21 protein-coding genes and 1 pseudogene are annotated in these 22,177 nt (G+C 73.2%); 12 read left to right on the top strand and 10 right to left on the bottom strand.

Annotated features, from left to right (window positions below):
* The first annotated feature begins 27 nt into the window (after nucleotides 1–27).
* The 5 genes from sigE (at nucleotide 28) to ACFVT2_RS17330 (ending at nucleotide 5,433) form a co-directional block, all read left to right on the top strand.
* The gene (sigE, locus tag ACFVT2_RS17350; RefSeq protein WP_390018201.1) at nucleotides 28–729 is read left to right on the top strand and encodes an RNA polymerase sigma factor SigE; all 702 of its coding nucleotides are present in this window, start codon (nucleotides 28–30) and stop codon (nucleotides 727–729) included.
* Nucleotides 726–1,673 carry a zf-HC2 domain-containing protein gene (locus ACFVT2_RS17345; protein WP_390018198.1) on the top strand — a complete coding sequence of 316 codons (948 nt, stop codon included), beginning with the start codon at nucleotides 726–728 and terminating at the stop codon, nucleotides 1,671–1,673. The genes sigE and ACFVT2_RS17345 overlap by 4 nt, the downstream gene beginning before the upstream one ends.
* Nucleotides 1,674–1,827: 154 nt before the next feature.
* On the top strand, nucleotides 1,828–4,059 hold the full coding sequence (locus ACFVT2_RS17340; protein ID WP_390018195.1) for a trypsin-like peptidase domain-containing protein: 2,232 nt from the start codon (nucleotides 1,828–1,830) through the stop codon (nucleotides 4,057–4,059).
* A gap of 117 nt (nucleotides 4,060–4,176) precedes the next feature.
* A complete protein-coding gene (locus tag ACFVT2_RS17335; RefSeq protein ID WP_390018192.1) occupies nucleotides 4,177–4,668 on the top strand; it encodes a sec-independent translocase in 492 nt (163 codons plus the stop codon).
* Nucleotides 4,669–4,785: 117 nt separating this feature from the next.
* A complete protein-coding gene (locus ACFVT2_RS17330) occupies nucleotides 4,786–5,433 on the top strand; it encodes a hypothetical protein (protein ID WP_390018189.1) in 648 nt (215 codons plus the stop codon).
* A 138-nt stretch (nucleotides 5,434–5,571) separates the two neighbouring features.
* On the opposite strand, the gene ACFVT2_RS17325 is transcribed toward ACFVT2_RS17330, so the two are convergent.
* The 3 genes from ACFVT2_RS17325 to ACFVT2_RS17315 are packed head-to-tail and all read right to left on the bottom strand — an operon-like array spanning nucleotide 5,572 to nucleotide 8,695.
* The gene (locus tag ACFVT2_RS17325) at nucleotides 5,572–6,738 is read right to left on the bottom strand and encodes an Mrp/NBP35 family ATP-binding protein (protein WP_390018186.1); all 1,167 of its coding nucleotides are present in this window, start codon (nucleotides 6,736–6,738) and stop codon (nucleotides 5,572–5,574) included.
* 42 nt (nucleotides 6,739–6,780) lie between these two features.
* Nucleotides 6,781–7,392 carry a DUF1003 domain-containing protein gene (locus ACFVT2_RS17320; RefSeq protein WP_390018184.1) on the bottom strand — a complete coding sequence of 204 codons (612 nt, stop codon included), beginning with the start codon at nucleotides 7,390–7,392 and terminating at the stop codon, nucleotides 6,781–6,783.
* Nucleotides 7,382–8,695, bottom strand: coding sequence for a magnesium transporter MgtE N-terminal domain-containing protein (locus ACFVT2_RS17315; protein WP_390018181.1), 1,314 nt, complete (start codon nucleotides 8,693–8,695; stop codon nucleotides 7,382–7,384). Before ACFVT2_RS17315 ends, ACFVT2_RS17320 begins: the two co-directional genes overlap by 11 nt.
* Before the next feature lie 217 nt (nucleotides 8,696–8,912).
* Between ACFVT2_RS17315 and ACFVT2_RS17310 the strand changes: the two genes are divergently transcribed.
* Nucleotides 8,913–9,701 (top strand): hypothetical protein, encoded by a 789-nt coding sequence (locus tag ACFVT2_RS17310; RefSeq protein ID WP_390018178.1) that lies wholly within the window; start codon nucleotides 8,913–8,915, stop codon nucleotides 9,699–9,701.
* 24 nt (nucleotides 9,702–9,725) lie between these two features.
* Here ACFVT2_RS17310 and ACFVT2_RS17305 read toward each other — a convergent pair whose 3' ends face one another.
* On the bottom strand, nucleotides 9,726–10,316 hold the full coding sequence (locus tag ACFVT2_RS17305) for a hypothetical protein (protein WP_390018175.1): 591 nt from the start codon (nucleotides 10,314–10,316) through the stop codon (nucleotides 9,726–9,728).
* Nucleotides 10,317–10,406: 90 nt separating this feature from the next.
* Nucleotides 10,407–11,549, bottom strand: a complete 1,143-nt coding sequence (locus ACFVT2_RS17300) for a magnesium and cobalt transport protein CorA (RefSeq protein WP_390018172.1) — start codon at nucleotides 11,547–11,549, stop codon at nucleotides 10,407–10,409.
* 509 nt (nucleotides 11,550–12,058) lie between these two features.
* Between ACFVT2_RS17300 and ACFVT2_RS17295 the strand changes: the two genes are divergently transcribed.
* Nucleotides 12,059–12,643 (top strand): suppressor of fused domain protein, encoded by a 585-nt coding sequence (locus ACFVT2_RS17295; RefSeq protein ID WP_390018169.1) that lies wholly within the window; start codon nucleotides 12,059–12,061, stop codon nucleotides 12,641–12,643.
* 75 nt (nucleotides 12,644–12,718) lie between these two features.
* Here ACFVT2_RS17295 and ACFVT2_RS17290 read toward each other — a convergent pair.
* A pseudogene (locus ACFVT2_RS17290) lies at nucleotides 12,719–12,934 on the bottom strand (MFS transporter); the annotation flags it as partial.
* A 208-nt stretch (nucleotides 12,935–13,142) separates the two neighbouring features.
* Here ACFVT2_RS17290 and ACFVT2_RS17285 point away from each other — a divergent pair.
* From ACFVT2_RS17285 to ACFVT2_RS17275, 3 genes are all read left to right on the top strand, one after another.
* The gene (locus ACFVT2_RS17285) at nucleotides 13,143–13,781 is read left to right on the top strand and encodes a DUF6758 family protein (protein WP_390018166.1); all 639 of its coding nucleotides are present in this window, start codon (nucleotides 13,143–13,145) and stop codon (nucleotides 13,779–13,781) included.
* A 196-nt stretch (nucleotides 13,782–13,977) separates the two neighbouring features.
* Nucleotides 13,978–14,832: a PHP domain-containing protein gene (locus ACFVT2_RS17280; RefSeq protein WP_390018163.1), complete on the top strand. Its 855-nt coding sequence runs from the start codon at nucleotides 13,978–13,980 to the stop codon at nucleotides 14,830–14,832.
* A 163-nt stretch (nucleotides 14,833–14,995) separates the two neighbouring features.
* Complete coding sequence (locus ACFVT2_RS17275; RefSeq protein ID WP_390018160.1) at nucleotides 14,996–15,601, top strand: MarC family protein; 606 nt, start codon at nucleotides 14,996–14,998, stop codon at nucleotides 15,599–15,601.
* A gap of 103 nt (nucleotides 15,602–15,704) precedes the next feature.
* Here ACFVT2_RS17275 and ACFVT2_RS17270 read toward each other — a convergent pair whose 3' ends face one another.
* The gene (locus ACFVT2_RS17270; protein WP_390018157.1) at nucleotides 15,705–15,860 is read right to left on the bottom strand and encodes a hypothetical protein; all 156 of its coding nucleotides are present in this window, start codon (nucleotides 15,858–15,860) and stop codon (nucleotides 15,705–15,707) included.
* 210 nt (nucleotides 15,861–16,070) lie between these two features.
* On the opposite strand from ACFVT2_RS17270, the gene ACFVT2_RS17265 reads away from it, so the two are divergent.
* Nucleotides 16,071–16,997 (top strand): NYN domain-containing protein, encoded by a 927-nt coding sequence (locus ACFVT2_RS17265; protein ID WP_390018154.1) that lies wholly within the window; start codon nucleotides 16,071–16,073, stop codon nucleotides 16,995–16,997.
* 71 nt (nucleotides 16,998–17,068) lie between these two features.
* On the opposite strand, the gene ACFVT2_RS17260 is transcribed toward ACFVT2_RS17265, so the two are convergent.
* Complete coding sequence (locus ACFVT2_RS17260) at nucleotides 17,069–17,962, bottom strand: alpha/beta fold hydrolase (RefSeq protein ID WP_390018151.1); 894 nt, start codon at nucleotides 17,960–17,962, stop codon at nucleotides 17,069–17,071.
* 131 nt (nucleotides 17,963–18,093) lie between these two features.
* Nucleotides 18,094–20,664 (bottom strand): DEAD/DEAH box helicase, encoded by a 2,571-nt coding sequence (locus tag ACFVT2_RS17255; RefSeq protein WP_390018147.1) that lies wholly within the window; start codon nucleotides 20,662–20,664, stop codon nucleotides 18,094–18,096.
* Nucleotides 20,665–20,866: 202 nt separating this feature from the next.
* On the opposite strand from ACFVT2_RS17255, the gene ACFVT2_RS17250 reads away from it, so the two are divergent.
* The gene (locus ACFVT2_RS17250; RefSeq protein WP_390018144.1) at nucleotides 20,867–21,604 is read left to right on the top strand and encodes a ferritin-like fold-containing protein; all 738 of its coding nucleotides are present in this window, start codon (nucleotides 20,867–20,869) and stop codon (nucleotides 21,602–21,604) included.
* A gap of 49 nt (nucleotides 21,605–21,653) precedes the next feature.
* On the opposite strand, the gene ACFVT2_RS17245 is transcribed toward ACFVT2_RS17250, so the two are convergent.
* Nucleotides 21,654–21,953 (bottom strand): hypothetical protein, encoded by a 300-nt coding sequence (locus ACFVT2_RS17245; protein ID WP_390018141.1) that lies wholly within the window; start codon nucleotides 21,951–21,953, stop codon nucleotides 21,654–21,656.
* Nucleotides 21,954–22,177 lie beyond the last annotated feature (224 nt).

The following is a 22,177-nucleotide window of genomic DNA, read 5'->3' as shown; positions in this document are numbered from 1 at the left end:
CGACGGTCGTTCGCCGGGCCGAAATCCGTGACCAACACCGCTGACCGTTTCCGCTCTCACAGCCCCAAGGCCAGGGGAGGGGCCCCCATCGCCGACGCGCCCACCGCGACCTTCGCCGCCGACGCGGACGTGCAGGCGTGGACTCCGCCCACCTGGGAGGAGATCGTCAGCACGCACAGTGCCCGGGTCTACCGCCTCGCCTACCGCCTCACCGGCAATCAGCACGACGCCGAGGACCTCACACAGGAGGTGTTCGTCCGCGTCTTCCGCTCGCTGTCGACGTACACCCCCGGCACCTTCGAGGGCTGGCTGCACCGCATCACGACCAATCTCTTCCTGGACATGGTCCGCCGCCGCCAGCGCATCCGCTTCGACGCGCTCGGTGACGACGCCGCCGAGAAGCTGCCCAGCCGGGAGCCCGCGCCGCAGCAGCAGTTCGACGACACCCACTTCGACGCGGACGTGCAGCACGCGCTGGACACCCTCGCGCCCGAGTTCCGTGCCGCCGTGGTGCTCTGCGACATCGAGGGCCTGTCGTACGAGGAGATCGCCGCGACCCTCGGCGTCAAGCTCGGCACGGTCCGCAGCCGGATCCACCGGGGCCGCTCGCACCTGCGCAAGGCGCTCAAGCACCGCTCCCCCGAGGCCCGGGCCGAGGAGCGACAGGAGCAGCGGCAGCAGCAGCGGAGCTTGGCCGTGGTGCCCAGCAGGGAGGTCGGAATCGCGTGAGCGGCAGTGGCGGTCCGTCCCCCGCCGAGCACCATCTCGGCGACCGCCTCGCAGCCCTGGTCGACGGTGAACTGGGGCACGACGCACGGGAGCGGGTGCTGGCGCACCTCGCGACGTGCGGGAGGTGCAAGGCGGAGGCCGACGCGCAGCGTCGGCTGAAAAGCGTGTTCGCGCAGGCACTGTCCCCCGGGCCGTCCGAGGGGCTGCTGGCGCGTCTTCAGCAGTTGCCCGGCGGTGACTCCGACGGGCCCGGCAGCCGGCTCGGCAACGGCACCTTCGGTCGCGGTGTGTTCGCCGGCGGCGACGGCGCGTTCGGCTACGTCCCGTCGGAGAACCACCTCGGCGGCGCCATGGCGGCCGTCCCCACCCAGCCGCGGGCCCGCGGCTTCCGGGTGCAGGTGACGGAGCGCGGTGCGCCGCAGCGGCGCCGGTTCGCGTTCGCGGCGGCCGGGGCGGTCTCGTTGGCGGCGTTCGCGCTCGGCGGCGCCCTCCCGCTGGAGGCCGCCGTCGACACCCCCGGTCCTCGTGCCGAGGGCAGCGGCACCGCCGTCACCCCGCTCGGTGCCGATCCGGCGGCCGGCTCCCTCGCGCTCTCCCGTGGCCGGGGGTTCTGGGCCACGCATGATCCGCTTCCCGACGCCTGGCCCTCCGCCAGCAATCCGACCGGGGCCCCCGCACCGAGCCCGATGTCGCTGCTGGTGCCGGACGAGAGCCGGCCGGCGGACGCGGTGCCGGCGTTCAGCCCGGCGCCCGGCCGTTTCGGCCTCTCGCCGCTGATAGCAGCCACCGGCCCGGCGGCGGAGTTCCGCTTCGCCCCGCTCTCCGCCACCAGCGGCAACGCCCCGGTCCGGCACAGCCCGCCCCCGCTGCCGCCGCTGGAGCCCATGCGGCCGCTGATCGGCTCACCGGCACCCACCGGTCAGTCCGCCGCCGGCCCGCACTGACCGGGCTCTGCGCGCCCCCGCCCGGAACTGGTTGAATCCCTTCTCGGGCGGCGCGCCCCTGCCCGGGGCGCGTACCGCACGGGTCTGTCGCCGGACAGGCCCCAGGTGGTGGCGGCGGCCCGCGCAGGGCCGCGGGCGAATTGTTGGGGAGAGCATGGACGACGCTAAGGCCGCCGGGCCCAAGCTGAAGTGGTGGAGCCGCCCGGAGCAGGCTCCGGGGCCCGAGCGGCCCGCCCGGACGGCGGCCGGGGGACCGGAGGCCGCCGAGCCTGCCACGTCCGGCGCGTCCGGCGCGTCCGGCGCGGAGGCGTCCGGCGACTGGGTCGTCCGCCCGCCGCAGCCCGCGGTCGGTACGGTCCCGCCCGTCGGAGCCCCTCGAACTGCCGGCGACCCCCGAACTGCCGGCGACCCCCGATCCGCCGCTGACGTCGGTAACGCCGCTGACGCCGGAGTGGTTGTCGATGCCCAAGCGGCCGGCGCTGACCGGGAGTTGGTCGTCGCGCCGGCGAAGATATCCGGGGCGGCGCCCGCACCGGAGACCACGGCGTCGGCCGCGCCGCCGGAGCCCGCGCCTGTACCGGAGCCCGTGCCTGCGCCGGAGGCCACCGGCGCGCACCCGGCCGAGGACGCGCCCACCGCGCCCACCGCGCCGGAGCGCCCCGCCGCGACCATGACGCTCGGTCAGGTGCCCGCCGGCGCCCGCGCGCCGCGGCAGCCCGGTCCGGATGCCGAGTCCGCGACCGGCGGCGCCCGGCCCGACCCGCGCACCGAACCGCCGGCCGGTTCCCCCGCCGCTCCCCGGCGGCAGCCGCTGCACCCCGAGGACCCGTACGGCACGCCCCCGTACGGCGGTCCCGGCCCGTGGGCGCCCGCCCCGCTCGTCCAGCGGCCGATGGCCACCCCGGCCCACGGCACCGTGCTGCCGCCCACCCCGGCTGCCGTGGCGCCCGGTGGGGCGGTACCGGCCCCTGCCGCCCCGCAGGACGTCGAACGGCGACCCGCCGGTCCGCCCGTCCCGGCCGGCCACTTCACGGCCCCGGACGCCCCGGTGGGCCACCCCACGGCCCCGGTCGGGCCCGCCGCCGGACCGCAGCCGGCCGCCCCCGAGCCCGTCGAGGGCGGCTTCGTCCCGCACCCCGGCGACGGCGGCCCCCGACCCGCGCCCCCGGCCGCACCCGCCGCCTGGCGGCAGTACGACCCCTGGAGCGCGCCCCCGCCCACCGGACCGGTCGTCGTGCCCGCGCCCCGGCGGCGCGGCCGGCGCCCCGCGCTGGTGGCCGGTGCCGTGGTGCTGGCGTTGCTCGCGGGCGGCGCCGGTGGGGTGGCCGGTGCGTACATCGAGCGGTACGGCGGCATCGACGACATCAAGTTGCCGCAGGTGGCCGGGGGCGAGGGGAGCCGAAGCCCGGAGAGCGTCGCCGGGATCGCCCGGGCGGCGCTGCCCGGTGTGGTGACCCTGCACGTCCGGGGCAACTCCGAGCAGGGCACCGGCACCGGCTTCGTGCTCGACCGGCAGGGCCACATCCTCACCAACAACCACGTCGTCGAACCGGCCGGGACCGGCGGCGAGATATCGGTGACGTTCAGCGGCGGGCAGACCGCCCGGGCGAAGGTCATCGGGCAGGACGGCGGCTACGACCTCGCGGTGGTGCAGGTCGAGGGCGTCACCGGGCTGCACCCGCTCACCCTCGGCGACTCGGACGCGGCGCAGGTCGGCGACCCGGTGGTGGCGATCGGCGCGCCCTTCGACCTGGCCAACACCGTCACGTCCGGGATCATCAGCGCCAAGCAGCGGCCGATCACCGCGGGCGGCAAGAAGGGCGACGGCAGCGATGTGTCGTACGTCGACGCGCTCCAGACCGACGCACCCATCAACCCGGGCAATTCGGGGGGACCGCTGGTGGACGCCAAGGCCCGGGTGATCGGGATCAACAGCGCGATCCGGGCGGCCGACAGCAGCAGCGGCGGCAGCGGCAGCGGTGGGGTGGACGGCGGCAGCGGGCAGGGCGGCAGCATCGGGCTGGGCTTCGCCATACCGATCAATCAGGCCAAGCGGGTGGCCGAGGAACTGATCAACACCGGTCGGGCCACCCACCCGGTCATCGGGGTCACGTTGGAGATGGAGTACGACGGCGACGGCGCCCGGGTCACCGCGGGCGGCAAGGCCGGCGCGCCGCCGGTCACCCCGGGCGGGCCCGGTGCCAAGGCGGGCCTCCGGCCGGGCGACGTGATCACCCAGGTGGACGGTGCGCCCGTGCACAGCGGCGAGGAGCTGATCATCAAGGTCCGCAGCCACCGGCCGGGCGACACGCTCACGCTGACGGTCCAGCGGGGCGGCGCGGAGCGGTCCGCCCGGTTGACACTGGGTTCCTCCGGTCGGAACTGATCGTTTTCACGGTGTTGGCACGGGCGACTCCCGCCCGACGCCCGTGGCCAGGTACCGTGAGAGGTGGCCTTGGCCCAAAGGCCCTCGAAGGCCGCGGATACCCCAAGGAGCTGCAAGGTGTTCTTCGACATAGGACCCCTAGAGCTGGTTGCGATCGTGGTCCTCGCGGTGCTGATCTTCGGACCGGACAAGCTCCCCAAGGTCATCCAGGACGTCACCGGTTTCATCCGCAAGGTCCGGGCGTTCTCGGACAGCGCCAAGGAAGACATCCGCAGCGAGCTCGGCCCGGAGTTCAAGGACTTCGAGTTCGAGGACCTCAAGCCGCGGAACTTCGTCCGCAAGCACGTCCTGGAGAAGGACGAGTACGGCCTGCGGGAGCTCGCCGAGATCCGCGACGGCTTCGACCTGAAGAAGGAGATGGCCGACGTCACCGAGGCGGTGCGGGATTCCACCGCGCCGAACTCCGCGTCCGCCGCGTCCGCCGGTGGCGCCCCCTTGAGCCTGTCCAAGGAGTCCCCGGCCGCTTCCGCCGGCCGTCCGGACATGTTCACCAAGGCCACGGACGCGTCCCGCCGTGAGCCGCCGCCCTTCGACTCCGACGCGACCTGAGAATCTCGTATGCCCGGCTGTGTTGACCCGACTGGCTATGCTCCCGGTGTCCGGGGTGAGGTCGCCTGAGGGGGGCGGGCCGCCCACGACGCAGGGCAACGAGGAGGCTCCGCGCAGATGGAGACGACGAGTCGGACAGTCACCGACCAGGTGGCCGCCGGTACCGGCCGGAAGGTCGACGGCTATCTGCTGGCCGAGTTCCCGTGGTACGGCCTCGATGAGGCGTTCACCGGACCGCGCTGGCTGATGCAGGTGGGCTCGGCCGCGGACGGCACCGTCGAGCACGGCGCGACCGGCCACGGCGTGGAGCCCACCATAAAGGTGGAGAACCCGGAGGACGAGCGGTTCGCGGTGGTGGTGACGGTCGCCAGCCGTCCCGTACGACGCAGCGCGGACGGCACCGGCGTCCTGGAGGCCACCTCGATCTCGACCGCCGCCTGGCTCGCCGGATCCGGTCTGCTCGCCCACACCTGGCCGACCCAGATGGACCGGACGCTGCGCCAGGACTGGCTGGACCAGCAGACGATGCTGGCCTGGGAGTTGGCCGACGATCTCGGCGGGGAGACCTGGAGCGAGCTGATGCTCCCGGTGGACGGGGTGCCGACGCCGTTTTGCTACCGGGAGTCCGAGTACGGCTGGGTGCTCGCCGGGTCCGCCGGCGAAGGCGCGCCGGAAGGGGTCCACCTCGGCGCCTACGGGCGCGGGATGAGCGCCTACGGCCTGGGCTTCTCGGTGATCAAGGACCTGAGCGCCTACGAGGGCTGAGCGCCCGCCGCCATATGGGGGGCGCGTACGGGATGGCGGGCGCCCCTGCGGGCGGCGCACGCGCCGTGCGCGAAAGGGCGGACCGCCATGGATCCGCCCTTTCCGGTGGCGTACGAGGCCGGGGTCGGCCCGTACGCGTCAGAACTTGTTGCGCGGGGTGAGCCCCAGTGACATGCCCGACAGACCGCGCTGACGGCCGCCGAGCTTGCCCGCGATGGCGCGGATCGCCGCACCGGCGGGGGAGTCCGGGTCGGTCAGCACCACCGGCTTGCCCTCGTCGCCGCCCTCGCGCAGCCGGACGTCGATGGGGATGGAGCCGAGCACCGGGACCTGCGTACCGGTGGTCTTCGTCAGGCCCTCGGCGACCCGCTCGCCGCCGCCGGTGCCGAAGACGTCGACCATCTCGTCGCAGTGCGGGCAGGGCAGCCCGGACATGTTCTCCACCACGCCGACGATCTTCTGGTGGGTCTGCACGGCGATCGAACCGGCCCGCTCGGCGACCTCGGCGGCGGCCTGCTGCGGGGTGGTGACCACCAGGATCTCGGCGTTCGGCACCAGCTGGGCCACCGAGATGGCGATGTCGCCGGTGCCCGGGGGCAGGTCCAGCAGGAGGACGTCCAGGTCGCCCCAGTAGACATCGGCGAGGAACTGCTGGAGGGCGCGGTGCAGCATCGGGCCGCGCCAGACGACCGGGGCGTTGCCCGGCGTGAACATGCCGATCGAGATGACCTTCACGCCGTTCGCCGACGGGGGCATGATCATGTTCTCGACCTGGGTCGGCCGCCCGTCCGCCCCGAGCATCCGCGGCACCGAGTGACCGTAGATGTCCGCGTCCACCACGCCCACCTTGAGGCCGTCGGCGGCCATCGCGGCGGCGAGGTTGACGGTGACCGAGGACTTGCCGACGCCGCCCTTGCCGGAGGCCACCGCGTAGACCCGGGTCAGCGAGCCGGGCTTGGCGAAGGGCACCTCCCGCTCGGCGGTGCCGCCGCGCAGCGCCGTCGCCAGCTCCCGCCGCTGCTCGTCGCTCATGACCTCCAGCTCGACCCCGGCGCGGGTGACACCGGGGACCCGCTCGACGGCCTCGCGGACGCTGCTGATGATCGTCTCTCGCATCGGGCAGCCCGAGACCGTGAGGTACACCACGACCGCCACCGAGCCGTCCGCGGCGATCTCCACCGATTTGACCATCCCCAATTCGGTGATGGGGCGGTGGATCTCGGGGTCGTTGACCGTCGCGAGCGCTTCGCGGATCGCGTCCTCGCTCGGCGCGGAGCCGTTGGGCTGGGGCGTGTCTGTTGCCATGTCCCGATGGTACGGCTGCCGAGGGCGCCTCCGGAAAGGCCCTCAGCGGTCGCGTTCGTCACGCTCCGGGTGCTCGCCGTCGGGTGTCCGGCGCAGTTCCAGCTCCCGTAGCAGATCTTCGAGTTCGGAGCGGATCCAGTCGCGGGTGGCGACCTCGCCCAGGCCCATCCGTAGCGCCGCGATCTCCCGGGTCAGGTATTCGGTGTCGGCGATGGAGCGCTCGTTCTGCTTGCGGTCCTGCTCGTGGGTGATCCGGTCGCGGTTGTCCTGGCGGTTCTGCGCCAGCAGGATCAGCGGCGCCGCGTACGACGCCTGGAGCGAGAGGGCCAGGGTCAGGAAGATGAACGGGTAGTTGTCGAACCGCAGGTTGCCGGGCACGGTGACGTTCCAGGCGATCCACAGGATGATCGCGACCGTCATCCAGACGATGAAGCGGCCGGTCCCCAGGAAGCGGGCGATCTTCTCGGACATCCGCCCGAACGCCTCCGGGTCGTACTCCGGGAAGAACGTCCGGCGCGGCACCCGCGGCAGGTCCAGTCGCACCCGCGGCCGCGGCTCGGATCCCCGGTGCCGCTCCCCGGCGCCGCCGCGGCGCACCGCCGAGGCGCCGTGCGGCCGCCGCTCCCGGGGGTTCTCCCGGTCCTCAGCGCCCATCGGCGGTCTCCCCCTGCGGCCCGGCTGTGCCGGCGGTGCCGGTGGGGTTCGGGCGGCCGTGCAGCCCGGCCTCCCGCCAGTCGTCCGGCAGCAGGTGGTCCAGCACGTCGTCGACGGTGACCGCGCCGAGCAGCGCCCCGCCCTCGTCCACCACCGGCGCCGCGACCATGTTGTACGCGGCCAGGTAGCTGGTCACCTCCGGCAGCGGGGTGTCCGGCGGCAGGGCGGGCAGATCGCTGTCCACGATGAAGCTGACGAGGGTGAACGGCGGGTCGCGCAGCAGCCGTTGGAAGTGCACCAGGCCGAGGTACTTGCCGGTCGGCGTCTCGTCCGGCGGCCGGCAGACGTACACCTGGGCGGCGAGCGCGGGGGAGAGGTCCGGGTCGCGCACCCGGGCCAGCGCGTCCGCGACGGTGGCGTCCGGGCGCAGCACGATCGGTTCGGTGGTCATCAGGCCGCCGGCGGTGCGCTCCTCGTAGGACATCAGCCGGCGGACGTCCGCCGCCTCCTCCGGGCGCATCAGGGTCAGCAGGCGCTCCTTCTCCTCCTCGGGGAGCTCGGAGAGCAGGTCGGCGGCGTCGTCCGGGTCCATCGCCTCCAGGACGTCGGCGGCCCGTTCGTCCTTCAACTTGCCGATGATCTCGACCTGGTCGTCCTCCGGCAGCTCCTCCATGACGTCGGCCAGCCGGTCGTCGTCGAGGGCCGCGGCGACCTCGGCGCGCCGCTTGGGGGAGAGGTGGTGCAGTACGCCGGCCAGGTCGGCCGGGCGCAGCTGCTCGAAGGTGGCGAGCAGGCTCTCCGCGCCCTGCCCGTGCTCCTCCAGGGAGAGGCCGCTCACCGCCGACCACTCGACCGTCAGCGTCTCCCCCTTGCGGCGCAGCGCTCCGCCCTTGCCACGGCGGACGAAGACCTTGTCGATCTCCCAGTCGCGGCGGGCCGGCAGCTGGATGATGCCGATGTCGAGCACGGTGACCTCCTCGCCGGTCTCGACCAGCCGCACCCGCCGGTCCAGCAGTTCGCCGAAGACCAGCGTCTCGGAGGCCCGCTGCTCGAAGCGCCGCATGTTGACGACCCCGGTGGTGACGATCTGGCCGGACTCCACGCCGGTCACCCGGGTCATCGGCACGAAGATCCGGCGCCGGCTGATCACCTCGACGACCAGCCCCAGCAGCCGCGGCGGGCGGTCACCGACCCGTAGCAGCGCGACCAGGTCCCGCAGCCGCCCGACCTGGTCGCCGTTCGGGTCGAACACGGCGACGCCGGAGAGGTGGGAGACGAAGATCCGGGGAGTGACCACCGCCATGGACAGCGCCGCCCTTCTCCCTTTCCGTCCGGATTGCTCCACTGTTGACCAGAAAACCAAGCATTGGCTCGGGTTCAGGCTAACCCGTCGGGGTGGGCCGCGCCCCGGTGGGAGCGGCCGTCCGGTGGCCGCCCGACATCCGGCCGACCGGCCGCCGCACCCCGGGTACGCTGCCGTGAGCTGTCGAGGTCACCCGCATGCAGGAGGCAGAGCCGACGTGAGCGCCATCCCCCCGGACACCACTCGCCGACCGCCGGCCGCGACCCGACGTACCGGGCGGGCGGCGCTGGTGGCGGCGGTGTGCGCGGCACTGGCCGCGACGGTGACGGGCTGCGCCGCGGACGATCCGGACGCCGGCACCAACGGGGTCGGCAAGCTCCCCGCCCAGCAGATCGAGGCCAAGGCGCGGGCCGCCGCCACCAGCACCGACACCGTCCGGCTCTCCGGAAAGATCGTCAGCCAGGGCAGCACCTACACCCTGGACATGCGGCTGGCCAAGGACGGCGCCCGCGGCCAGCTGTCCACCAAGGCGGCCGCCTTCCAACTGCTGCGGGTCGGCGAGGCGCTCTACCTCAAGGCGGACGCGTCCTTCTGGGCCGGGGAGAAGGCCGGTGCGGGCGCCGGCCCCGACACCACCGCCGCCAAACTCGGCAACAAGTACGTCAAGGTGCCCGCCGCCGACCCGGTCTACCAACGCTTCAGCGGCTTCACCGACAAGGACACCCTGCTCGCCGGACTGCTCGGCCTGCATGGCGAGTTGACGGTCGGGAACCACACGACGGTCGGCGGGGTCCGCACCGTCCAGGTGGCCGCCGGTGCCGGGTCCGGCGGCACCCTCGACGTCTCCCTGGAGGGCACGCCGTACCCGCTGCGGCTCCAGCGCGCGGGCGGCGCGGGCGAAGTGAAGCTCGTCGACTGGGGCAAGGCCGTGGACCTCAAGGCCCCCGACCAGGACCAGGTCGTCGACTACGGCAAGCAGATCTCGCGGACCGGCACCGGCGGCTGACGAACGCGGCCCCGGACGGGCGGGTCAGCCCTTGCGGCCCCGGCGCAGCAGCTTGGGCAGCGCGGCGGGGACCGGCCGACGGGTGATCGCGGGCGAGGCCAGCGGCGGTACGGCGTGCGAGTCGTCCGGCATCCGGCCGGGGCGCTGCACCGTCTCGCCGGCCGGCGTCAGCCGCAGCACCCGGCACTCCCGGGCCCAGCGCTCGGCGATGGTGTCCGCGTCCGGTGCGTTGAGCCGCTTGCCCTTCAGCTCCTCGACGGTGGCCTGCCACTCCTCGCTGCCGGGCGCGAGTTCGCGGACCTCGGCCGGCCAGGCGACGAGCCGACCGCCCTTGTCCTTGCTGCGGACGGTGACCGTCGCGGTGCCGCCGTCGGTGAGCCCCAACGCGGCCAGCGGCTGCTCACCGCTGCCGCTGCGCTCCGCTCCGGCTCCGCGCCGTTCCGGGCCTTCGGCGGCGGAGTCCCCGACCAGGCAGACCGCCCCGTCGTGCCAGACGTGCCACAGCGCCCGCGCCGGGCCGGTCGCCCCGCGGACCCAGATCAGGCCGGACTTCTTCGTGGCCTCTTCGATGAGCGCCTGATCCAGCAGGGCCTGCGACACGGTCTCCTCCGTCATGGCCCTCAGCCTAATCGGCCCGGTGGCGGGCGTCCGGGGGCGCCCAGGCGGTGAGACACCGCACGGCCGGCGCGTCCCCGAGGGGCCGGGTCACAGCCAGCCGTTGCGCTTGAAGCCGCGGTGGATCCCCAGGCAGATGGAGACCGTGACCAGCATCATCGCCGGGTAGCCGTACTTCCAGTGCAGCTCCGGCATGTACTGGAAGTTCATGCCGTAGATGCCGGCGATCATCGTCGGGACGGCGAAGATCGCCGCCCAGGCGGTGATCTTGCGCATGTCCTCGTTCTGCGCGACGGCGGCCTGCGCGAGGTTGGCCTGGAGGATGGAGTTCAGTAGGTCGTCGAAGGACAGCACCTGCTCGTTGACCCGCGCCAGGTGGTCGGCGACGTCCCGGAAGTACTTCTGGATGTCGGCGTCCACCAGCCGCATCGGGCGCTCGCTCAGCAGCTGCATCGGCCGCAGCAGCGGCGACACCGCGCGCTTGAACTCCAGTACCTCGCGCTTGAGTTGGTAGATCCGCCCGGCGTCGCCGCTCTTGGCCGTGCCCTGGCCGCCGGCCCCTTTGCCGCCGGCGGCCTTGCCGTTGGTGCCGGAGCTGAAGACGTCGATCTCCACCTCGTCGATGTCGTCCTGGACCGCGCCGGCCACCGCCATGTAGCCGTCCACGACCTGGTCGGCGATGGCGTGCAGCACCGCGGACGGGCCCTTGGCCAGCCGCTCCTGGTCCTCCTGGAGGCGGTGCCGCAGGGCGCGCAGCGAGCCCTGGCCGCCGTGCCGGACGGTGACGATGAAGTTCGGGCCGGTGAAGCACATCACCTCGCCGGTCTCCACCACCTCGCTGGTCGAGGTCAGCTCGGCGTGCTCGACGTAGTGCACGGTCTTGAAGACGGTGAACAGGGTGTCGTCGTACCGCTCCAGCTTGGGCCGCTGGTGGGCGTGGACGGCGTCCTCCACGGCGAGCGGGTGCAGCCCGAACTCCTGGGCAATGCCGGCGAATTCGGCCTCCGTCGGCTCGTGCAGGCCGATCCAGACGAAGCCGCCCTCGTCCCGGACGCCGGCGATCGCCTCGGCCGGGGTGAGGTGGCCGGGCAGCCGGTGGCCGTCGCGGTAGACACCGCAGTCGACGACGGCGCTGTTGGTGCAGGCCGGGGCGGAGGATGCGGTGCGGTAGGGGGAATCGTCGCGGCGCCGGGCAGGGCGGACGGCGGCGCGCAGGTCGCGGATCATCGACATAGCAGGCTCCTTCGGGCCGGCCGTCAGTGCCGTGGCGCGGGCGCAACGCTGCCCGGAACGAGGACGTACGAGGCGACATTGGCCGTACGTCCGCAAAGCGGGCGGCGCTCGGTGCGGGGGGCTACTGACGGCAGTTCGCTGACATCACGGAAGTAAGAGTCGAAGGCGCTCTTCCGTCATCTGCGTCCGGAGCAAGAGAACTTCACAGGTTTCGCCGCGGTGCGGCGGGGTACGGAAGCTCTCGGATCAGAAGGTTCGCTGCGGGAACAGAAAGACGGGAGAACTGTCGGTACTGCACGGTCGACTCGGATCCACCGCAGCCCCACCTCCTCCGGCCGGTCCCCGTTGGGGGACGACGTCATTCCCTGAGCAGACGGCAAGGCTATCAGCCGTCCGAAGCGCTGAGGCGCGCCTTTGCACGTTCCATACGAAACGCCGTGCGAAGCCGCTGCTCACGGGCTCCTCGGGGGGCGGCTTTCGGGCGCGGGGCCGGCACCTATGCTCGGCCCATGTCTGACGTTCTTGAGCTGGTCGAGGCCCGGTTGCGCACGGCGCTGGGCGAACCGGACGCGCGTGCCGCCGTCACCTTCCTCGGCACCGACCGTATCGAGGTGCTGCGCTTCGTCGACGGGGACGTGCTCCGCTACGCCACCCTCGGGATGTCCGCCCAGCCCATGGCCGACCCCACCGCGGTGGTCGCCGACCCCCTGCGCGGCCCGCGGGCCGAGCTCCTGCTCTCCGTGCGGGCCGGCCGCGCGGAGACCGACAAGGTGCTCCGGCCGCTCGCCGTTCTCGCCGCGTCACCGCAGGTCGAGGGCGTGGTCGTGGCCTCCGGGGCGTCGCTGGACGTGGGCGATCCGCTGTGGCCCGGGGCGCCGTTCACCTCGGTGCTGGTGGGTGCGTCCGGCGGCCTCGTCGAGGACCTGGAGCTGGACGAGCCGAGGGAACCGGTGAGATTCCTGCCGCTGCTGCCGATGACGCCGAACGAGGCCGCCTGGAAGCGGGTGCACGGCGCCGAGGCGCTCCAGGCGCGCTGGTTGGAGCGCGGGACCGATCTGCGCGATCCGCTGCGCACGGGCGTCGCGCTGGACTGACCGGACCGCGGGCAACGGCCCGGCGCCCCGCCCGCGCGGTACGCGGACGGGGCGCCAGTTCCGTTGTGGCGCCCACTAGTTGGCGAAGGCCGAGATCCCGTCCTCGGTGACGTGCCGGGGCTCCAGTTCCTCGGTGCGCAGGATCAGGGCCCGGCGACGTACCGCGACGATGCCGGCGCCGACCGCCGCGGCCAGTGCCGCGATCACGAACGGGACGTGGAGGTCGGTCCACTCCGCGACCTTCGGGGCGAGGAACGGCGCGGCCGCCGCCGCGAACCACCGGACGAAGTTCCCTGTTCCTGTGCGCGAACCGAAGATCATTGCTGTTTACATATAACGAGTTGGGCGAGCTGAAAGGTGCAAGCTGCAACTAAATATTCGGGGGGTTTGGTGCGGTGGTGGGAACCGGCCAAGTGTGCGGTCCGGTACGTGATTAGGGGCACACCGGTCGGGTGATCGTCCTTGACGGGACGGCGGCCCAGGAGGACCGTTGGTCGTTATGAGGGGCGAACCCAGTTGCCCAAAGTGCGGAGGCCGGGTACGGGCGCCCGGTCTCTTTTCCGATAGCTGGCAGTGCGCCGCCCACGGCACCGTGCACCCGCTCCAGCCGGTCGTCCCGCCGAGCGTCGAGGCGCTCGGCGTTGTCGTGCACCGGGCCCAGGTGCCCGTGTGGATGCCCTGGCCGCTGCCGGTCGGCTGGCTGTTCACCGGTGTGGCGTGCGCCGGCGACGACCGTAGCGGCGGCCGGGCGACCGCCGTCGCCTGCTCCGGCCCCGGCCCGCTCGGTGGCCCCGGTGAACTCCTGCTGATCGCCGAGGAACTGGGCGTCGGGCTCGGTTCCCGCTACGCCGGCATCGACGGCCCCGACCCCGGACCCCACCTGAGCGTCGGCAAGCCGCCGAACGCCAAGGTGCTGGCCGCCGGCCGCCCGACCCCGATGTGGCAGGTCCATGGCGCCCCCGCGGACCGTGCGGTCTTCGCGGGCGAGGCCCGCGGACTGTGGCTGTGGGCGATCGCCTGGCCCGAGCAGTCCGCGCTGCTGATGTACGACGAGCTGGTGCTGACGGATCTGCGGGAGGCCGGTGCCGAGGTGGATCTGCTGCCCTGCGGGGCGCTGTCGCCGAGGATTCTGAGCTGACGAGGGCGCCGCGGCTTCGGTTCCTCGGCTTGAGGTGGGGCCCGACCGGCGGGCGCATGTTCGGGCGCCCGGTATCCTTCCTGTAGTCCGTGGTAGTGCTGTAGCCCCTTGTAGTTCCTTACGGTGCCCCGCGGTGTGGTGCCCGGGCCCCGGGTCCACCGTCGTGTCCGTCCCGCAGCAGTCTGGAGCCCGTGCCGTGCGTATCGATCTGCACACCCACTCCACGGCCTCCGACGGCACGGACACCCCCGCGGAACTGGTGCGCAATGCCGCGGCCGCCGGTCTGGACGTCGTCGCGCTGACCGACCACGACACCGTCGGTGGGTACGCCGAGGCGCGCGCCGCGCTGCCCGAGGGGCTGACGCTGGTCACCGGCGCCGAGCTGTCCTGCCGGCTCGACGGGGTCAGCCTGCACATGCTCGCCTACCTCTTCGACCCCGACGAGCCGGAGCTCGCTCGCGAGCGGGAGCTGGTCCGGGACGACCGGGTGCCGCGCGCCCGGGCCATGGTCGGCAAGCTGCGCGAGCTGGGCGTCCCGGTCACCTGGGAGCAGGTGGCGCGGATCGCCGGCGACGGCGCCGTGGGGCGGCCGCACATCGCCACCGCCCTGGTCGAGCTGGGCGTGGTCGGCTCGGTCTCCGACGCCTTCACCTCCGAGTGGCTGGCCAACGACGGCCGGGCCTACGTGGAGAAGCACGAGCTCGACCCGTTCGACGCGATCCGGCTGGTCAAGGCGGCCGGCGGGGTCACGGTCTTCGCGCACCCGCTCGCCGTCAAGCGCGGCAACTGCGTCCCGGAGAGCGCGATCGCCGAACTCGCCACGGCCGGGCTGGACGGCATCGAGGTCGACCACATGGACCACGACGACCCGACCCGCGCCCGGCTGCGCGGACTGGCCGCCGACCTCGGACTGCTGACCACCGGCTCCAGCGACTACCACGGCAGCCGCAAGACCTGTCGCCTCGGCGACTGCACCACCGATCCCGAGATCTACGGGGAGATCGTGCGCCGGGCCACCGGCGCCTTCCCGGTCCCCGGCGCGGGCGGCTGAGCCCGCGGGCACCGGCCACCCGGCCGGCCGCCGTACCGCACGCCTCCTTCAGTGGGGCGCGTCTGCGCACCCACCCTCTTTCCCACGGGCCGTACCCGGTCGTGCCGCGTCCGGTCCCGTGCGTCTTCCTTCCCCTCGTCCGTACCACCGCAAGGCCAGCACCGTGTTCGACGTCGCCGTCTTCAGTACCCTCTTTGTCACGCTATTTGTGATCATGGACCCACCGGGTATCACCCCGATCTTCCTCGCCCTGACCTCCGGCCGCCCGGCCAAGGTGCAGCGCCGGATGGCCTGGCAGGCGGCCACCGTCGCGTTCTGCGTGATCGCCGTCTTCGGGCTCTTCGGCAAGCAGATCCTCGGGCGCCTCCACATCTCCACGCCCGCGCTGATGATCGCCGGCGGACTGCTCCTCCTGCTGGTGGCGCTGGACCTGCTGACCGGCAAGTCCGAGGAGCCGACCCAGACCAAGGACGTCAATGTGGCGCTGGTGCCGCTGGGGATGCCGCTGCTGGCCGGGCCGGGTGCGATCGTCTCGGTGATCCTCGCGGTGCAGCACGCCGACGGCGTCGCGTCCCAGGTCGCGGTCTGGGCGGCGATCGCCGCCATCCACGTGGTGCTCTATCTGGTGATGCGGTTCTCGCTGGTGATCATCCGGGTGATCAAGGACGGCGGGGTGGTGCTGGTGACCCGGCTGGCCGGGATGATGCTCTCCGCGCTCGCCGTGCAGCAGATCATCAACGGTGTGACGCAGGTGATCCAGGCGTCCTGAGCGGCTCCGGATACGACGACGCCCCCGTACGGCGTGTCCGTACGGGGGCGTTCGCGTGTCTTCGTTACGTCGTCGTCAGAGCGCGGGTCGGTCGTGTCGACGCTCAGTGGACGGCAGCGGTGCCGGCCGGGCGGATGTAGATGCGCTGCCCTATGGCGGCGGCCTGCTGCACGATCTGGTTGACGGAGGCGGCGTCCACGACGGTGCTGTCCACGGCGGCGCCGTCGACGTCGTCCAGGCGCATGATCTCGAAGCGCATACGGCTTCTCCCTTCGTCTGATCCTCCTGCGGAGAACTCTTTGACAGGACTTGCCTGGCTTCGTTGCCGGGCGTTCCGTATGGGTACAACGAGCCTACAGCTGAAATGATTCCCTACGCTAACGAAAACTTTTCATGGTCTAAGGAATGCGTGTGCGGGAACGGGTGTGGTTGTGCCCGCCGAGCGCCCGCCAGGACAATGGACCCCGCAATGAGCAACCCCCAGCCCACGGGCACCACCGACCTCATGACGCTCGCCGCCGGTATCGAGCGCACCAACGAGCTGCTCACCCGGGTCCTCGCTGAGGTCGCCACCACCCCGTCCACCCACGCGGTCTTCGCCGACGCGGGCTACGTCTACGCCGCCACCGGGCGGCTGGTCGCCGGTACGGAGGACCGCAAGGCGTTCGAGCTGGACGCCGAGGGGATCATCGAGGCGTTCATCGACAAGGCCCGGATGATCTTCCCGGACAGCCGGCTGCTGCGGGTCTACTGGTACGACGGCGCCCGCCGCCGGATCCACACCCAGGAGCAGCAGCGGATCGCCGAGCTCCCCGACGTCAAGGTCCGGCTCGGCAACCTCAACGCCCACAACCAGCAGAAGGGCGTCGACTCGCTGATCCGCACCGACCTGGAGTCGCTGGCCCGGCACCGGGCGATCACCGACGCCGTCCTGATCGGCGGCGACGAGGACCTGGTCTCCGCCGTGGAGGCGGCCCAGGGCTACGGCGCCCGGGTCCACCTCTGGGGCATCGAGGCCCCGGGCGGCCGCAACCAGGCCGAGCCGCTGATGTGGGAGGTGGACAGCGCGCGCACCTTCGACCTGGACTTCTGCAAGCCGTACGTCACCCGGCGGACGGCCGGCGAGTGCCCCGAGCCGGGCGCCGGCGAGGGGCCGGCGCCGACCCGCGAGGAGGTCCGGTTCGTGGGGGCGCGGGTCGCCGCCCAGTGGCTGTCGGAGCGCGGCCCGGCGTGGGTGGCCGAGCTGCTGCCCGGCCACCCGTACCTGCCGGGCACCGTCGACCAGGAGCTGCTCACCGCCGCCGAGGCGCTGCTGAAGCACTCCCTGCGCGGTCACGCCGATCTGCGGCGGGTGCTGCGCGACGGGTTCTGGGACCACATTCAGGGGCGCTTCTAGGGCCGGCACCTCGGTGATGGGACGTCAGCCGACGTCGTTCCAGAAGCCTGCCAGCCCTCCGGCGGCGGGGGTCAGCCGACGTCACTCCAGAAGCCGGCCAGCGCCCCGGCGGTCTTTTCCGGGCGTTCGGCGTTGGGGGAGTGCTCGGCGCCCTCGATGATCGTGCGCCGGGCGGAGAGCCGGCGGGCCATCGCGTCCATCAGCGGCACCGGCCAGGCGTAGTCGACGGTCCCCGAGACGACGTGGACCGGCAGCCCGGTGCGGGCCAGTTCGGCGACCCGGTCGGGCTCCGTCAGCATCTGCCGCCCGGTCGCCATCAGTTGCTCGGGGACGGTGTTCAGCCAACGCTGCCGCAGGAACGCGGCAATCTCCGGCGGCAGTGCGTCGTGCGCGGCCGCAGTGGGGGTCCCCCCGGCACCGGCCGGGGGAGCGCCCAGCGCCTGCATCGCCTCCCACACCTGCTCCATGCCCATCGTGCCGAGCGCCTCGATCAGCATCCGCACCCGGGTCTGCTGGGCCGGGTCGATGGCGGCCGGCCCGGAACTGAGCACGGTCAGCGAACGGAACGGCGCCGGGTCGTGCACCACCGCGGCCCGGGTGATCAGTCCGCCGAGGGAGTGCCCCAGCAGGTGCAGCGGGCCGCCGCCGGGCTCCCCCAGGGCCTGTGCCTGGGCCCGCACGTCGAGTGCCAACTCCCGCTGCTCGTACGCCCGTTGATCGCGCGGTCCGAGGGACTCGTACTGTCCGCGGCCGTCCACCGCGACCGCGCGGAACCCGGCGGCGGCGAGCGGTGCCAGCAGTGCGATGAAGTCCTCCTTGCTGCCGGTGAAACCGGGGACGAGGAGGGCGGTGCCGATCGGGGCACCGTCGGGGCGGGCGTCGTGCGCGGCGAACGCGCCGCGCTCGGTGTCGAGCCGGTACGCGCGGGCGCACGGCGGCAGTGTGAGGGTGGGCGGCCTGCTCATGGGCCGAGGTTATCGGGCCGGTCGGGGAAAACCCGCCCGGGACGTCGGCGTTGCCGGGGCCCGGAAAGCCGGCGACCCGGCGCCCGCACGAGGCGGGGCCGGGTCGTCAGATGCCGTCGGGCCGGGCGGGATCAGCTCTCGGCCGGTGCCTCCGAGGGCTGCGCCTTCTTGGTGGCGACCCGCTTGCGGGTGCGCTTGGGCTTGGCCTCGGCGCCGTCCACCGCCTCCGCGGCAGCGGCCTCGGGGGCGGCCTCGGCGGCCTTGGCGGCGGCGGTCTTCCGCGTCCGCTTGGGCTTGGCCGGCGCCTCCCCGTCGGTGGCCTCGGCCGCGGCGGTCTTGGCGGCGGCGGCCGTGGTGGCAGTGGTCTTGGCCGCAGTGGTCTTGGCCGCGGCCGTCTTCCGGGTGCGCTTGGGCTTCTCCGGAGCGGCCTCGACGCCCTCGGCCGTCGCCACGGCGGCTTCGGCCTCCGCAGCGGGCTGCGCGGCGGCGGTCTTCCGGGTCCGGGTCCGCTTGGGCTTGGCCGGCGCCTCGGTCTCCGCGACGGCGGCGGTCACCGCGGTGCCCTCCGCCGTGTCCACGGCGGCTTCCGCGGCCTCGGCGGGTGCCGCCTTCTTGGTCGCGGCCCGCTTGCGGGTGCGCTTGGGCTTCTCCGGGGCGGCGTCGGCACCCTCGGCCGTCGCCACGACGGTTGCGGCCTCGGCCACGGCCGGAGCGGTCGCCTCCGCAGCCTCGCTCACCGGCTCCACCGGAGCGGCCGACGTCGTGCCCTCCGCTGCGGCCTTGGCGGCACTGCGGGTACGGCGCCGGCGCGGCTTGGCGGCCGGCTCCTGGTCCGCGTCGGCGTCCGGGCCGGCCGCGGGGGCCGGCACCGTGGCGGCCTCGGTGACCACGGCGGCCGTGGCCTCGCGGACCTCGGCCACGGCGGCCGCGGTGGCAGTGGCTGCCACCGCGCCCCGGGTGCGGCGCCGACGCCGGGGCGTCCGCGGTGCCGCGGCGGCCTCGGTGCCCTCGGCGGTACGCACCGCGGCGTCCGCCGGTGCGAGCTCCGGCTCCACCGGAGCGGCGGCCGACTCGTCCAGCGGCGTCCCGCCCCGCGTGCGGCGCCGCTGGCGCGGTGTGCGGGTGCGTCGGGGCTCTTCCTGGGTGTCCTTCTCGGCCCGTGCCTCGGACCGCCGGCCGCGCCCGCGGCCCCCGGTCTCGCCGAGGTCCTCGACCTCCTCGGCGGCCAGCCCGGCCCGGGTGCGCTCGGCGCGCGGCAGGACGCCCTTGGTGCCCGCGGGGATGTCGAGCTGCTCGTAGAGGTGCGGCGAGGTGGAGTAGGTCTCCTCCGGCTCGTCGAACGACAGGTCCAGCGCCTTGTTGATCAGCTTCCAGCGCGGGATGTCGTCCCAGTCGACGAGGGTGACCGCGGTGCCCTTGGCGCCCGCCCGGCCGGTGCGGCCGATGCGGTGCAGGTAGGTCTTCTCGTCCTCGGGCGACTGGTAGTTGATGACGTGCGTCACGCCCTCGACGTCGATGCCGCGGGCGGCGACGTCGGTGCAGACCAGGACGTCGACCTTGCCGTTACGGAAGGCGCGCAGCGCCTGCTCGCGGGCGCCCTGGCCGAGGTCGCCGTGGACCGCGCCGGACGCGAAGCCGCGGCGGGCGAGCTGGTCGGCGATGTCGGCGGCGGTCCGCTTCGTGCGGCAGAACACCATCGCCAGCCCGCGGCCCTCCGCCTGGAGGATGCGGGAGACCAGCTCCGGCTTGTCCATCGAGTGCGCCCGGTAGACGCGCTGGGTGATGTTGGCGACCGTCGCGCCCTGGTCGTCCGGGGCGGTGGCGCGGATGTGCGTGGGCTGCGACATGTAGCGACGGGCCAGCGAGATGACCTGGCCGGGCATGGTCGCGGAGAACAGCATGGTCTGCCGCTTGGCCGGCAGCAGCTGGAGGATCCTCTCGACGTCGGGCAGGAAGCCCAGGTCGAGCATCTCGTCGGCCTCGTCCAGGACGAGGGTGCGCACCTGCGACAGGCTGAGCTTCTTCTGGCCTGCCAGGTCGAGCAGCCGGCCGGGCGTGCCGACGACCACGTCGACGCCCTTCTTCAGCGCCTCGACCTGCGGCTCGTACGCCCGGCCGCCGTAGATCGCCAGGACCCGGACGTTACGCACCTTGCCGGCGGTCAGCAGGTCGTTGGTGACCTGCTGGCACAGCTCGCGAGTGGGCACGACCACGAGGGCCTGCGGCGCCTCGGTCAGCTGCTCGGGCGTGGCCCGGCCGGCCTCGACGTCGACGGGGACGGTGACCCGCTCCAGCAGTGGCAGGCCGAAGCCGAGCGTCTTGCCGGTGCCGGTCTTGGCCTGGCCGATGACGTCGTTGCCGGAGAGGGCGACGGGGAGCGTCAGCTCCTGGATGGGAAAGGGGGAAACGATGCCGACGGCTTCCAGGGCCTCGGCGGTCTCGGGGAAAATCCCGAGATCACGGAACGTCGTAGACAGAGTCTTGCCTCTTCTGTGAGACGCGGCGAGAGGCGGCGAAGGGGGTCGTACCGCACCGTCGTACGGGTTCGTACGGCGCCGGCCTGTCAGGCCGGACGGCGCGGGACCACTGCCATCGCTCAGGCACTCCTGCCGCGAGCGGTATCCCTCCTGCTGTGCGCACGTCTCGTACGCGCCGCGGGGGAGGGCGGTCGGGTGGAGCCGATCGGGCCACCGACCGGGCATCCGCTTTCGTGGAACGACCCACCGATACTCGGCGGGTCCTTTAGCACTGTACCCCGGATATCGCGTGTGAATCCGAAGGCGTGTATGACTGAGGAATTCATCACGGCGCGCCGTACCGGTCGCGGCGATCACACGAACGGGTGGTCGAGCCGTGGCTGACCAGGGCCTTCCGCGGCCCCTCGGGCGGGCTATTGTGCCGGTCATGGAGACGCCTGACAACGCCGCTGCTGACGTATCTGAACAGACCGGAATCGCCGCCCAGGACTGGGCCCAGGCATCCGCTGACCCGCAGTACCGGGCCGCTGTGATCGACCTGCTCGGCGCCCTCGCGTACGGCGAACTGTCCGCCTTCGAGCGCCTGGCGGAGGACGCCAAGCTCGCCCCGACGATGGACGACAAGGCCGAACTGGCCAAGATGGCCTCGGCGGAATTCCACCACTTCGAGCGGCTCCGCGACCGGCTCGCCGAGATCGAGGCGGAGCCGAACGAGGCGATGGAGCCGTTCGCCGCGGCCCTGGACGAGTTCCACCGCCAGACCGCGCCTTCGGACTGGCTGGAGGGCCTGGTCAAGGCGTACGTCGGCGACTCGATCGCCAGTGACTTCTACCGCGAGGTCGCGGTCCGGCTGGACTCCGACACCCGCGACCTGGTGCTCGCGGTGCTGGACGACACCGGGCACGCCACCTTCGCGGTGGAGAAGGTCCGGGCCGCCATCGAGGTCGAGCCGCGGGTCGGCGGGCGACTGGCGCTGTGGGCCCGCCGGCTGATGGGCGAGGCGCTCTCGCAGGCCCAGCGGGTGGTCGCGGACCGCGACGCGCTCTCCACCATGCTGGTCGGAGGGCTGGCCGACGGCTTCGACCTGGCCGAGGTCGGCCGGATGTTCTCCCGGATCACCGAGGCGCACACCAAGCGGATGGCCGCGCTGGGCCTCGCGGCCTGACGGGGCCGGCACGGAGTCCCGCACCGGCCTCGAACGGGGCACCGGACGGTCAGCAGGCCGTCCGGTGGCCCTTCAACGGGGCGGCCTGGCTCCGGGGGCGGGACCGGCGGCGCGGCGGGCGCACCAGGACCGACAGCAGCGCGGAGCCCACGGCGAGCGCGGCGACCATCACCTGGACCGGGTGGCCGGGCCCCAGGATCGACCGGGTCAGCAGCGCGCCGAGCAGCGCCGCGACCGGTCCGGTGGCCAGCGTCAGGGCGGGGGCGGGGAACCGCTCGGGCAGCCAGCGTCGCGCGGACAGGGCGATGGCGAATCCGACGATCACGGCGCCGAGCGCTTCCCAGATCATGCTGTTCCCTCCCGCGTGACGAGGCCGATCGGACGAACAAATCGGTCGTAGGCGGTCGTACCCAAGGGCCGCCGGCAACAACCCTCCGGCGGGGGCCCGCTTGTCCGGTCAGCGTGCGCCTCCGTCCGGCCATCGGGCAAGGGATTTCGGCAGGCGGTTTCCGGGGCCGCGCCGGGCAGTGGGGACGACACAGGGCGGCGGCCCGGAGAGAGACTCTCCGGGCC

The organism is Streptomyces sp. NPDC058000, from assembly GCF_042886435.1.
Lineage (GTDB): Bacteria > Actinomycetota > Actinomycetes > Streptomycetales > Streptomycetaceae > Streptomyces.
This window is presented reverse-complemented; position numbering and strand designations above follow the sequence as displayed.